The 12705-nt window shown below is 45.4% G+C and carries 10 protein-coding genes; 7 read left to right on the forward strand and 3 right to left on the reverse strand.

All coding sequences use genetic code 11. The annotated features are described in order from the left end of the window. Positions 1-268: 268 nt before the first annotated feature. A complete protein-coding gene (locus ON006_RS27195; protein ID WP_244821337.1) occupies positions 269-2437 on the forward strand; it encodes an ArnT family glycosyltransferase in 2169 nt (722 codons plus the stop codon). On the opposite strand, the gene ON006_RS27200 is transcribed toward ON006_RS27195, so the two are convergent. Next, positions 2434-4344, reverse strand: a complete 1911-nt coding sequence (locus ON006_RS27200) for an ATP-binding protein (RefSeq protein WP_244821338.1) — start codon at positions 4342-4344, stop codon at positions 2434-2436. The genes ON006_RS27195 and ON006_RS27200 overlap by 4 nt on opposite strands. A 226-nt stretch (positions 4345-4570) precedes the next feature. Here ON006_RS27200 and ON006_RS27205 point away from each other — a divergent pair, with 226 nt between their 5' ends. The 3 genes from ON006_RS27205 (at position 4571) to ON006_RS27215 (ending at position 7399) form a co-directional block, all read left to right on the forward strand. After that, complete coding sequence (locus tag ON006_RS27205; protein ID WP_244821339.1) at positions 4571-5611, forward strand: SGNH/GDSL hydrolase family protein; 1041 nt, start codon at positions 4571-4573, stop codon at positions 5609-5611. Positions 5612-5781: 170 nt separating this feature from the next. After that, the gene (locus tag ON006_RS27210; RefSeq protein ID WP_244821340.1) at positions 5782-5988 is read left to right on the forward strand and encodes a helix-turn-helix domain-containing protein; all 207 of its coding nucleotides are present in this window, start codon (positions 5782-5784) and stop codon (positions 5986-5988) included. Between the two features lie 166 nt (positions 5989-6154). Next, the gene (locus ON006_RS27215) at positions 6155-7399 is read left to right on the forward strand and encodes a hypothetical protein (protein WP_244821341.1); all 1245 of its coding nucleotides are present in this window, start codon (positions 6155-6157) and stop codon (positions 7397-7399) included. 46 nt (positions 7400-7445) lie between these two features. Here ON006_RS27215 and ON006_RS27220 read toward each other — a convergent pair whose 3' ends face one another. After that, positions 7446-8333, reverse strand: a complete 888-nt coding sequence (locus ON006_RS27220) for a pseudouridylate synthase (protein ID WP_244821342.1) — start codon at positions 8331-8333, stop codon at positions 7446-7448. Between the two features lie 156 nt (positions 8334-8489). On the opposite strand from ON006_RS27220, the gene ON006_RS27225 reads away from it, so the two are divergent. Next, entirely contained in the window at positions 8490-8705 is a 216-nt protein-coding gene (locus tag ON006_RS27225) for a hypothetical protein (protein WP_244821343.1), read from the forward strand. A gap of 85 nt (positions 8706-8790) precedes the next feature. On the opposite strand, the gene ON006_RS27230 is transcribed toward ON006_RS27225, so the two are convergent. Continuing rightward, positions 8791-9213 (reverse strand): SRPBCC family protein, encoded by a 423-nt coding sequence (locus ON006_RS27230; protein WP_244821344.1) that lies wholly within the window; start codon positions 9211-9213, stop codon positions 8791-8793. Positions 9214-9550: 337 nt separating this feature from the next. Here ON006_RS27230 and ppsA point away from each other — a divergent pair, with 337 nt between their 5' ends. Both ppsA and ON006_RS27240 read left to right on the forward strand, forming a co-directional pair. Continuing rightward, positions 9551-12181, forward strand: a complete 2631-nt coding sequence (ppsA, locus tag ON006_RS27235; RefSeq protein WP_244821345.1) for a phosphoenolpyruvate synthase — start codon at positions 9551-9553, stop codon at positions 12179-12181. A gap of 96 nt (positions 12182-12277) precedes the next feature. Further along, positions 12278-12649, forward strand: a complete 372-nt coding sequence (locus ON006_RS27240; protein ID WP_244821346.1) for a hypothetical protein — start codon at positions 12278-12280, stop codon at positions 12647-12649. Positions 12650-12705 lie beyond the last annotated feature (56 nt).

A 12705-nucleotide genomic window follows, 5' to 3' on the forward strand; every position in this document is an offset into this window, starting at 1 on the left:
CTGTACAACCTTATATACCCAATTATCCATTAGAGCACATGGCTAATAGATTGAAGTATCCAAATATATGGAAAATATCCTTGTTATTGGAAATAGTCCAAAATAAAAATCCAACTAGCTTCAAACCGGTTGATATGGAATGTGTGCCGTTTGAGAATCGGAATGCTTTTAATAGGCCGGTAATCATATATATTTGTATTTAAAGCGGTTGATTATCAGCAAGTAATAGATATTCTACGCGTTAATAGCACCCCTTCTATAAAACTTTATGGGATTTTGTTTACTACTGCTGTCGGTTGCATTGGTTTTTGCTGGCTTCTTTCTTCATTCATCCAGAAATGACCTGTATACCAATGCGCGTGAATCGTTTATTTATTCGCTGATCGCCAATGCTGTCCTGGTGTTTGTATATAATGAATCGGCATCCGCATTCAATCAGGTTAACGCAAAAACAGCGCTGATTTTCTGGTTGATAACGGTTACATGCATTTCTGCCTTGCTGTTTTTTTGGAACAAGACCGGAGCGATTCGTTTTTCAAAACTGGCTTCATTGAAAAAGACTGTCCGGCTCAGTGGCTTAAAGACAGTTAATAAGGTGGTGATCGTCTCAGCGTTGCTATTTTACATTCTTCCATTGCTGTTCCTGGCCGTATATGCAGCTCCGAACAACTTTGATTCTCATATGTACCACCTCAACAGGGTACTGTTTTGGATCAACAATGGCAATCTGGATCATTTTCCAACCTTACATTTACAGCAGCTCTACCTGAATGTCTTTGCCGAATACCTGGTGCTGGACACGATCCTGCTTTCCGGCTCGGACCAGTTTGCAGGCCTGATTCAGTTTGGATCCTTTATAGGGTCGCTGGCCGGGGTCTCGTTGCTTGCCAAACGGCTTGGTTTAAAGCAGGAGGGACAATTACTCACTGCCATATTTCTGCTCACATTACCGATCAGTATCTTCGAAAGTACCAGCACACAAGTTGATTATTGTGCTTGCTTTTTCTTCATTTCTTACGTGTATCTGGGTTTTCAGCTGCTCGAAAAACGCTCTGTACTGACTTTGGTGATGTTTCTCCTGTCCCTGTCGTTTGGAGGTTTTTCGAAATACACCATTTTTATTTTTGCCATTCCGTTCACTGTATTTTTTGCGATCCGGATTTTGGTTCAATACCGGATCTCGTATGCTCTAAAAGTTTTAGGATTGGCTATCGTGTTGCTGACGGGGACATTTGCTCCTTTTTTTTACAGGAATTATACATTGTTCGGGCATATTATGAGCCCGCTGAGAAATACCGTTTTTGCTTCCGAAGAGCTGCCTGCTAACAAACATTCTGCACTATTCACGTTTTCTACCCTCATTAAGAACGCCGGACTGAACCTCGGCTTACCCGATACCCGTTTCAACCGGATCGTTGATGGCCAGATCAGGAGCCTGCATGAGGCAATGGGCGTGGAGATCGATGATCCGGACATTAGCCTGGATCCGTTTTCGGTCAAGTATTCGGTGCATGAGGATATGATACCGAACACGATCCACTTCTGGCTTATCCTGGTCGCTAGCTTTGTCATGCTGTTTGCAGTGCGGCAATGGAGTATCAAATGGTTCTGGATCTGTTCAGCGATGGGTTTCATTGTGTTTTGTACACTGATGAAATTCCAGCTCTGGAGTACCAGGACGCAAATGCCTTTTTTTGCAATGGGCGCTGTGATGATATCCTACATCTATTGTCGTAAAATACAATGGAGCTTCGCCTGGCTGGCAGCACCCCTGATGCTGCTTTCTGTTCCGTTTGTGTACGGGAACCCAAGTAAGGAGCTTGTTTCCATCAATTATCTCACCCGAAAGCTGCTTGGTCACATTCCAATCGCCATTTGTGAAAATGGGGGTACACAGCGTCAGATATATGAAAAGTACCTTGGGGCTTACTACACGTTCCCCGGTGAAGATGGTTGTCATCCCCTTAAAAAATGGCCGGATTATAGTGAAAGGACGAAAGTGTTTGCATTACTGACCAAAGTCGGGTACTACGATCAGGACCGCTCGTCAAATATATTGAGTATGGGCCGGGACAGGGCGTATTTCCTTAGCCATCCTAACAATTACCTCAGCTTTAAACCATTACTGGGGCACATTGAAGGCGATCATAAGAATGTCGGGATATTCTTTAAGCATAACAATGGTTTTTACCACTATTGGAGTGCGATAGCTGCGACGGTCAAGAACCCGGGAAGGATGGAATACATTCGCTACAATCAGGAGCTGATGGTGCTTAAAAACGCTCAGAATGACTTTTGCTACGACTACATTTTGTCCGACGATCCGGAATTGCTAGCCGCCTTTGTCCCGAAAGCAAACATTGATACGGTGTACACCACGCAATTGTTACAGCTTATGAAGCTTAAAAAAGCGAGTTGCGACAAGAGCCTGTTTTAGCTTCCGCTGACTTTGTCCCGGACGTTTGTGGTTTCGGTAACAAAGGATTTTTCCTCGGGCAGGAACACGAAAAACGTCGTGCCTTTTCCTTCCTCGCTTTCAAACCAGATCCTGCCGCGGTGGGCGTCGACAATTTGCTTGGAGATATATAACCCCAGGCCAAACGGCTGTTCGCCGGCAGTTCCTTTCCTTTTGGAAGGGGTAAATGGGTCAAACAGCTTTGCGGCATAGGATTTAGGAATCCCCAAACCATTGTCCTTCACCGAAATGACCACGCCATTACTAGACTGTTCCGTATTAACCTCGATAACCTCTCCATCAGGACTAAACTTAATGGCGTTGACGATCAGATTGTTCAGCACTCTCAACAACTTGTCTGGATCCGCGGTGATCATAGTTTGCACCGAGTCTTCCAGGATCAGCTGCTGGTTTTTTTCGTTCGCCTTAAAAGTCAGTAGGGTAATGGCTTGCTGAAGAAAACGGGACAAGTTGAATTCCTCCTTTTGAAGCTCCGATTCTTTGAAATCAAAATCGGTCTGTAGCAGGTCGCCGATTAACTTGAGGCAACCATTACTGGATTCATAAATCAGGTGGATAAACTCAGAAGCTGTGTCCGGGGGCAGGTCTCCTTCCTTGAGCAGGGCGCTAAGCGAATGAATGCCTCCTATGGGGTTTCGCAAGTCGTGCGCCACCATTTTGATCAGCCTTGCATAGTTCTGGTTACTACTTTCAAGCGCTTCCGTCGTGGATTCAAGCTGCCGGAATTGCATGGTCAGCACTTCGTTGGTTTTTCCGGTGAGCTTCCAGTTTCTCCATAGAAAAATAATGCTGAGAATGGTCAGAAAACAAACCGCTATGGCCAGCCAGAGCATCTTGGTGTTATAATCGGCTGCTACCTGCTGCGAAATAAGCTGCTGATCTTTCACCGCATATTCAATGTAATCGATCCCCGAAACTTTGTCTATTTCCGCTTGCTCTTCGTACAGTTTGAGCAGTCTCTGGCTATAAATGAATGCGGTTTGGGTATCGCCTTTTGAGAGATAAATGTCATATAGTTTTTTACAAATATCCTTGGCATACATCCGATAGCTTTTTTCTTCGGCGAGTCTCAGGGCCTGCGTATAGAATCGGAGGGCCTTATCGGGCTCATTGGCAAAATAATTATCCCCCAAATCGAGCAGCAGGTCCATACTGAGGTAGTACAGCTGCATATTCAGTGCACTGGCCAGGGTGCTTTCCAGGAGCTGCATTCCTTTTTCGCGCTCATTATTTGCGATCAGATTGTCCGCCTGCAGTTGCTGGATCGCCAGCTTCAGTCGCGCGTCGCGATATTTCGTTGCGATCTGGCTAGCTTTTTCAGTGAGTTCTTTCTTTTTGCTGTCGCTAAACTTTTGGGGAAAGGACAGAATGTAGTTGTAAATGACCAGCGCCGTAATAGAGTCGTGCGAAATCCGGCTTCCGAGGGAAAGCGCGCGGCCAAAATTGGAAAGCGCCTTCTGATCTTTCCCACTGATTCCATAAACTGTGGCAATGTTCATCAGTGTTTGCACAATATTTGAGGAATCGCCCAGGATTGTGTACTCGTTATAAGCATCATTATAATAGCGCAGCGCGAGCTGAACGTTACCTTTTATGTCGAAAACAACTCCCAGATTATTAGTCGCATCGGCCAGTCCTTTTGCGTAATGCAGCCGGAAAGCGATCTCGCGGGCACGGAGTCCGTAGTAAAGTGTGCTGTCGGCATTTTGTTCGTAAAAAAGCAGCGATATACGGTTGACCACATCCACATATTGCATACTATCCTTGATTAAAGGCAGGCTTTGCTGCAGGTTCCGGATTTTTTCTACCTGTCCAAAAACGGGCAGCGTGATCAAAATCACTAATGTGCAGAGGATATGAGCCTTCATTGTGTCGGATTTACATCATTTAACCAGGGAAAAGCCTTAGAATAAATATTACGAACTTAACGTTCAAAAGCAAGAAATATAACGGCTCACATGATATGTCAATGGTGGCCGAAGTAAGGAAATAACCGCGCGGACACATCCCAAAGCTACATTCGGGGTCAAAATGCTGGAATGATTATTGTTGAATGAGGTTTGAAATTTACTCACACTTCTTTTAACCAGAATAATGGACGATCATCCCCATAGGCCGGGCTCTCAGAGCCGGAACAATTTTAGCCGCAGACGCTTTTTTCTGCATTCGGGCGCAGCCATTTTGACCACAACATTATTGACATCCTGCAGTGATTTACTGGACAACGTCCTTTCAAAAAATGACAAGGAGTCGGAGCCCATGGCGGAGGAGCCGAAAAGGGACCAGACACTGGCGTTTTTTGGCGACAGCCTGACCATCGGTGCGGGCGGGACTTTCCCGTACGGGACACTCGTGGGAGCAATGTTGCCCGGGAGGCCCATCGTTAGCGACGGTATCGGAGGACAAATAGCCCTCTCAATTGCATGCAGGCAGGGCGGAACACCAATTAAGCTATCGGTTGAAGGTGATAAACTGAATGGTGCCAAGGCGGTAAAGATTACAAAATTGAGCAACGAGTTTTTGTCTACGCCCATCAACTACAACACTTACAGCAGAGCGGGCACCATTGCCGGCGTGAAATGCACTGTTACCAGGATGGCCAATGAAGAAAAAGGGGAAATGTATACGCTCACGCCTGATTCCGAGAGTACTGCTGCTATTCCGGCGGGGTCTGAATTTGTGATTGAAGATTCGCTTCGGCTCAAATCCGCGACACAGATCCTGTGGTACGGCCGCAACAACATGGATCACGTAACTGCCGAGGACGAGATCATTTCGGCACTGGACAGCTCAATCGCTTACATTACCGACCCGAAACGATACATTGTGCTGGGTATACTGCTTGCCGTTCCGGAAGTAAAAGGCACCGACAGATACAACAAAGTGATCGCGATCAACGAGAAACTTTCTTCGAAGTATGGTCGGGCATTTGTACCGATGACACCGCCTACTGCCGCGGAAATGGCGGCAATCAATTACACGCCGACATCACAGGACCTGGCTGATCTTGAAAACATGAATTTCCCGACAGGTTTGCGTCCTGATAATAAGGCGGACTATATCCACATCAATGACAAAGGTTATCAGATCATTGCAAACCGGGTTGTGGCGAAGCTTAAAGAGTTGAAGTACTAGCATTTTTAGTCTTACTTCAATGTAAAACGACGGGGTCCTGATTTTCCAGGATTTCGTCGTTTTACATTTGAGCGCAGTAATATTATATGCTTAATTTAATCTCTTGAATCTGTATTTATTATTTATCAATAAAATATTATTGATATTTGATCGAATTAACTACATAGGCCATGCCCATTATTGTGAACCTTGATGTGATGATGGCTAAACGAAAAATGTCATTGAATGAGCTTTCTGAGAAAGTGGATTTAACATTGGCCAATCTTTCGATACTCAAAACAGGAAAAGCAAAGGCCATTCGTTTCAGCACGCTGGAAGCTATTTGTAAAGCACTGGATTGCCAGCCCGGGGATTTATTGGAGTTTGGAGAGGAGTGATATCGTCTTTTATTAGAGCAATTTACGAGAGATTTCACACGATTAGGATCTTAAAAAAGAATGCAAATAAAAAAATAGAATTTGTCTTGGATTATATCTTTGGAAATGATTTACTTTGTAATGCAAAGTACTTTTAAAAACACCGACAAAATCATAGCATTGTATTATGGAAGAGCAAATCCTGTTAAACCTCGACAATCCCGGGCAGCTCGAAAGGTTGTATCGGACGGACAAACCGACTTTTAAGCGCGCATTCAAAGCTTTGTATCCGGAACTCAAAGACAAGTCTCTCGCAGGCTTTTGGAACGAACGACTCAACTTCGGAAGCGAAGAAATTTCCTTTGGGACGAACCGGGAATTGCTGTTTATCCTCCTTGCTTGCTTCGTCGCTGGGGTGATCGCAAAGCTTCCTGCAATTTTATCTGTAAGCGAAGATTTTTTCTATCCCAGAAATATTGGGTTTATCGGCTTTCCGGTGGTATCAGCCTACTTTGCATGGAAAAATAAGTTATCCGCTGCCCAGATAGGTTTGATGGCCGGTGCAACGCTTGCCGCTGCGGTTTTTATCAATTTTCTTCCCGATGTCAAGGAAAGCGATACGCTTGTATTATCATGCATTCATTTAGCCTTGTTTTTATGGGCGATATTAGGTTTGGCTTTTGTAGGTAAGGAGCGAAGTGATGTGGAGAAACGGCTCGGCTATCTAAGGTACAATGGTGACCTGATCGTAATGACTGCGCTCATTTTGATATCAGGTGCGATTATGACGGCTGTGACCATCAATCTTTTCGGGTTGATCGGCCTTAAAATTGAAGAATTTTATTTTCAATATGTGGGAATTTTCGGACTTTCCTCCGCGCCAATTGTAGGTACCTATCTTACACAGACGAACCCGCAGCTGGTAGGTAAAGTGTCGCCTGTGATTGCCCGAATATTCAGTCCGCTGGTGTTGGTGATGTTACTGATTTATCTGTCGGCAATCGTTTATTCCGGAAAAGACCCTTATAATGACAGAGAATTCCTGTTGATTTTTAATGTGTTACTGATCGGGGTGATGGCCATTATTTTCTTTTCTGTGGCCGAGACATCCAAGAAAGCGAAAAGTCAACCGGAGATTTGGGTGCTGTTCCTGCTATCTGTTGTGACGGTGATTGTCAATGGAATAGCATTGTCAGCGATTTTGTTCCGCATTGCAGAGTGGGGAATTACGCCCAACAGGGCCGCAGTACTGGGTAGTAATGTGTTAATATTAATCAATATGCTCCTGGTAACAGCACGACTTTACTGGGTGATTTCAAAAAAATCAGACTTGGCCGGAGTCGGACGGGCGATGGCGTTCTATCTGCCGGTTTACGTTGTCTGGACCATCATCGTAACTTTCATATTCCCATTGATATTCGGATTTAAATAGAAGGGATGCCTTTTCTCTAATCTTGATTTGGCGGAAGCGAGTTGCTTCAAAAAGCATTCGCTTCCACTTCGATTTCCATTCCTGCCAGCATATGGGCCAGTATAGGCGCACATTTTTCACGGCATGCGGGATAAAAATGACCGTGTTTCCAAAAGTCAGACTTGGGCGACATTCCCCACCAGAACTCAGCCAAAGCAAGCGGCTTCATTCGGTGTTGGAAAGCATATTGAAGTAATTTGGGAGCCGCACATTCACCTGCACCGGCGGGCGGATTTTTGTAGGAGGCATCGGAGAAGATCGTACGCAAGCTCTTCCGGTCGCCAGCTTGGTTTAGAAAATGATATTGATCAAAAATTTCCTTCTGCAGCGAAACAGAATGCTTTTTTCGCATTTCTTTCAGATCCCGGATTTGTGTTTCGCGGGATTCATCTTTTTCCTCCGCCAGCATTCTGATTTCCTCATTAATCCTCCCAAGTTCTGTCATTCCGGCATTGACGAAGCCGCCTTTTGCTACGCCGTCGAAGATCGGGGGCACAAACTTGGCATGATGATTTCCGCCTGCCAGCTTGCCTGAGAATGCAGCCAGGTAACCAATTTCATTCTGCTCCGTCCTCACTACCAGCACACCAAACATTTTCCCGATCACGTTATCTGTATCATTCGACAAACCAAAATTGTGTTGCCATTCCTGTTGGTTTTCGAGGTGTGATTGCAGCATTTCAGCTGCCCGCAAGCCGAGCGGATGAGGATGATAGCCAAGCGGAAAACTGAATTTCTCGGGTAAAGGATAGTCAGTTGCAGAGTCATCAAAGGGCGTGAAGAGCGCGTCTGGTGGTAAAATGGTGGGTGCTAACAAAAGATCAATGAATGCTTTACGGGGCAAAGGTAACGAATCGCGCGCCTTTTTGTGAAACTTACCTGGCCGTTGCGACAAACATGCCCGCTATTTCATTTCAGAATTGACCGACGAAATACTTGTTTCCAGGCAAAATCCGTACATTGGTATGATCGATTTTGAAAGCTGGTTTGCTACGCAGCGTAAAGGCGTGCACGCATGATAACATTGACAAACATTTAAATCTTTCACAAAATGAAGACGCTTCAAATTACAATTTTGACCGAAACAGATTCGGAAAAAGTAATGCATGTTCTGCAGGAGTTACAAGATCAAAAACTGATCGAAATCCACGAGGTCAAGACGGCTACTGCACCTCCAAGTTACGAGCAGATTGAGGAAATCATTGACGAATCCGAAATCGGCCCATATTACAGTGCCGAGGAAGCCAGGGCTATCCTGAAATTGTAAAAGGTTGGAGAGGTAGCATTCGATCTGCTACCTCTCCAACCTTTTCACGGCTAATATCGATATGCTTTAACTCTTTCAAAACGCGTTAAACAGATTCAACGTGTTTCTTTAAATTGTCGAGGATAGCCTGCCAGCCAGCTTGCTGCATTTCTACCGGGTGGGTATTTTCAGCGTCGAAAACCTCTGTTACTTTCGTAGAATCGCCCTCTTTTGTGAATGTAACCGCCACATTGCGGCCATCGGACATGTCGTATTCGATGTAGGCGTCGTCTTCCACTTTTGAATAAATACCACCAAAGTCGAAGCTGAAACTGCCATCTTTTGCGGCCATTGTACTTTTAAAAGCTCCTCCTACACGCAGGTCGTTTTCTGAGTATGGCGTGTGCCAGTCCTCCGAGGCGGTGGCCCACTGCGTAATATGTTCCGGCGCATTGAAGATTGTCCAAACTTTCGAAACCGGTGCATTGATTAAGGTCTCCACGGTGATTTTTTGTGCAGTCGCAGTCATTGTTTTTTTCGTTTTTGTTTGTGAATAGTTTCTGTTACAAAGGTGAAAAAACTCATTTTAACATAACGATGCCGGATGCGACAAATGAAGGGCGATTTGCGTCATTATTCAATTTATACCATTGAAATCCCGGCTGAGCCACTGGAATGTTGCGGATTGTTGTGCAAGATTCATTGCACAATGGAGCGGTTTGGAAAGAAAAATTTTGCTCTTTTTTGTATGGATAACGTCCCTACTTTCTGCGGTATTGTGCATAAAAAACTATAGTTGAAAAACGATGTTTTGATACATCAGACCATCTATTTTTGGCTTTGCACATTTCAAAAAAGCTGTGAAAATGAACACTTACGTATTTGATTTTCAGATGATCGACAGATCGAAGTTGACGGTAGCCGGTGGCAAAGGGGCCAATCTGGGCGAGTTGTCAAAGATCCGGGGGATACAGGTACCAACGGGTTTTTGTGTTGCCACCCGGGCGTACAAAGAAGTGACCGAAAACAATCGGGAGCTTAGTAGCTTGCTGGATGAATTGTCACTCCTCCGAGCTGAGGAGAGAGCTGCGATCAGCAGAATTTGTGCAAAAATCCGTGCTTCCATCGAGGCCCAGTCTATTCCCAACGAAATAGCAGAGGAGATTGCGCGGCACCTCACGAAGTATGGAGAAATGAATGCTTATGCGGTACGTTCCAGTGCCACGGCTGAGGACCTTCCGACAGCTTCCTTCGCAGGCCAGCAGGATACGTATTTGAACATCATTGGAAAGGAAGCGATCCTGGCACATATCAGCAAATGCTGGGCATCGCTGTTTACGGATCGCGCTGCCATTTACCGCATTCAAAATGATTTTGATCACGGCAAGATGCATTTGTCCGTTGTTATTCAGAAAATGATTTTCCCCGAAGTAGCAGGGATCATGTTTACTGCCGATCCCGTCAATGGTCATAGAAAAGTGGTATCCATTGATGCCAGCTTTGGGTTGGGTGAGGCATTGGTTTCCGGTCTGGTGAATGCTGATGTTTATAAAGTACGTGAAGGCAAGGTGATCGACAAGAAGGTATCTACGAAGAAACTGGCCATTAATGCATTAAAAGAAGGCGGTACCAAGGAACAAGAGATTGAACCAGCTCAGCAAAACATACAAGCGCTGACGGATGAGCAGATTTTAGAATTGGCCAGTATAGGAAGAAAGATCGAAGCACATTTCGGTCGCCCACAGGACATTGAATGGTGTTTGGCTGGGGACACATTTTATATTGTGCAGAGTAGGCCCATCACGACATTGTACCCGATCCCCGAAGCGAATGATGAAGACACGCACGTCTATTTGTCGGTTGGCCATCAACAGATGATGACCGATGCGATGAAGCCATTGGGATTGTCAGTTTGGCTGTTAACCACCCCTGCGTCAATGCGTGTAGCTGGGGGGAGGTTGTTTGTTGATATTACGCCCATGCTCGCTTCGCCCGCCAACCGGTTGTCGATCATAGACACCCTGGGAAAATTCGATCCGCTCATCAAAGACGCACTCACAACAATTATAGACCGGGGAGATGTTATAAAATCATTACCAGATGCAGAAATAGAAACAAGTCCCGGTAAAAGCGACAAAGCTGCGTCGCCTACGAATTACAAGGCACTAAACGATTATACTTCGGAAGGCGGACCGGCGGCAGTCGTTTCTGATTTGATCAGACGTAGTGAGTCATCAATGGAAGCATTAAAACAAAACATCCGGACGAAATCAGGGCCGGAACTGTTTGATTTCATCCGGGAAGATATCGCGCAATTGAAGACGACATTGCATGCGCCGCAGAGCTTTGGTGCGATTATGACGGGCATGAATGCAGCTTCATGGATCAATGAAAAAATGAATGAATGGTTGGGTGAGAAAAATGCGGCAGACACGATTTCCCAATCCGTACCTAACAATGTTACCTCGGAGATGGGTCTGGCACTACTGGATGTGGCAGACGTGATCCGCCCTTATCCCGAAGTAATTGCTTATTTGAAAACGACAAGAAATGATCACTTTTTGGAAGAACTCATTCAATTTAATGGTGGACAAGAAACCCGGGATGCTATCTATGATTATCTCAATAAATACGGAATGCGGTGCGCCGGTGAAATCGACATTACCAAGACGCGATGGAGTGAAAAACCAGCTGTGCTGATCCCGATCATTCTGAGTAACATCAAAAACTTTGAGCCCAATGCTGGCAAACGGAAATTTGAGCAGGGGAGAGAGGAGGCTCAGCAAAAAGAACGAGAGTTACTCGACCGATTGAAGCAACTACCGGATGGCGAGGAAAAGGCGAAGGAAACAAAACGAATGGTCGACCTGGTCCGGAATCTGAGCGGTTATCGTGAATATCCAAAGTATGGCCTTGTTGAACGTTACTTCGTATATAAGCAAGCGTTACTGAAAGAAGCCGAACGCCTCATTCATGCCAATGTGATTGATGAAAAAAAGGCGATCTATTACCTCACCTTTGAAGAACTCCGCGAAGTGGTACGGACCGATAAGCTGGATCAACAGATCATCGACCAGCGAAAAGATGATTTTAAAAACTATGAAAAACTGACTCCGCCGCGTGTGATGACATCTGATGGAGAGATCGTAACAGGTGCGTACAAGCGGGAAGACCTTCCGGCGGGCGCTATTGCAGGTCTGGCTGTTTCCTCCGGCGTGATTGAAGGACGGGCGCGGGTGATCCTCAGCATGGAAGATGCTGAGATAGAGGATGGCGACATATTAGTGACCACGTTTACCGATCCCAGCTGGACGCCATTGTTCGTGTCCATAGCAGGCCTGGTCACCGAGGTAGGCGGGCTCATGACCCACGGAGCGGTGATTGCCCGTGAGTATGGCATACCGGCCATTGTCGGGGTCGAAAATGCAACCAAACTGATTAAAGACGGGCAGCGGATCCGGGTTAATGGAACGGATGGATACATAGAGATATTATGATATGTTTTTCTTTTAAAGTTTTTGAACAAAATCGGGATTTGTGCTTATTTTTAGGCTAAATGTCAAGGCTTTCAAACTTTAAACTACTGGTCCAAGATGAAAACAAAGTATTATTTCCTGATGGTAATTGCGATTGGCATCTTTTCAATTGCGGCAAAAACGGCAGTCACGGCCGACGACCTGGTTGGCACATGGAAATATCTGATCAGCGATGTTCCTCCTGAGTACGAATCGGGATTTTTTATATTTGAGCAAAAGGAAAACAAAACGGTAGGATACGTAGAGGCCGCTGAAAAGCAGGAAGTAAAGGAGCTGAACGTGGATCAGGGCAAAGTCACGTTTACAACCGAAAACCAAAACGGCGTGTTCAAATACAGCCTCATGCAAAAAGGCGACACATTAACCGGCATCATATCATCTCAATACGGCGACTTCCCGATTAAGGCAGTGAAAGGGGCTAAGAAGTGAGGTTTTTGTGTGATTTAGAGGAATGCCTGTGAGCTGGTCTTGCGGGCATTTTTCTT

It is taken from the genome of Dyadobacter pollutisoli, from assembly GCF_026625565.1.
Lineage (GTDB): Bacteria > Bacteroidota > Bacteroidia > Cytophagales > Spirosomataceae > Dyadobacter > Dyadobacter pollutisoli.

What these genes read in the sequence shown, in the direction of transcription:
- ON006_RS27195 (WP_244821337.1), top strand. Translation starts at nt 269, where the DNA reads ATGGGATTTTGTTTACTACTGCTGTCGGTTGCATTGGTTTTTGCTGGC.
- ON006_RS27200 (WP_244821338.1), bottom strand. Translation starts at nt 4,344, where the DNA reads ATGAAGGCTCATATCCTCTGCACATTAGTGATTTTGATCACGCTGCCC.
- ON006_RS27205 (WP_244821339.1), top strand. Translation starts at nt 4,571, where the DNA reads ATGGACGATCATCCCCATAGGCCGGGCTCTCAGAGCCGGAACAATTTT.
- ON006_RS27210 (WP_244821340.1), top strand. Translation starts at nt 5,782, where the DNA reads ATGCCCATTATTGTGAACCTTGATGTGATGATGGCTAAACGAAAAATG.
- ON006_RS27215 (WP_244821341.1), top strand. Translation starts at nt 6,155, where the DNA reads ATGGAAGAGCAAATCCTGTTAAACCTCGACAATCCCGGGCAGCTCGAA.
- ON006_RS27225 (WP_244821343.1), top strand. Translation starts at nt 8,490, where the DNA reads ATGAAGACGCTTCAAATTACAATTTTGACCGAAACAGATTCGGAAAAA.
- ON006_RS27230 (WP_244821344.1), bottom strand. Translation starts at nt 9,213, where the DNA reads ATGACTGCGACTGCACAAAAAATCACCGTGGAGACCTTAATCAATGCA.
- ppsA (WP_244821345.1), top strand. Translation starts at nt 9,551, where the DNA reads ATGAACACTTACGTATTTGATTTTCAGATGATCGACAGATCGAAGTTG.
- ON006_RS27240 (WP_244821346.1), top strand. Translation starts at nt 12,278, where the DNA reads ATGAAAACAAAGTATTATTTCCTGATGGTAATTGCGATTGGCATCTTT.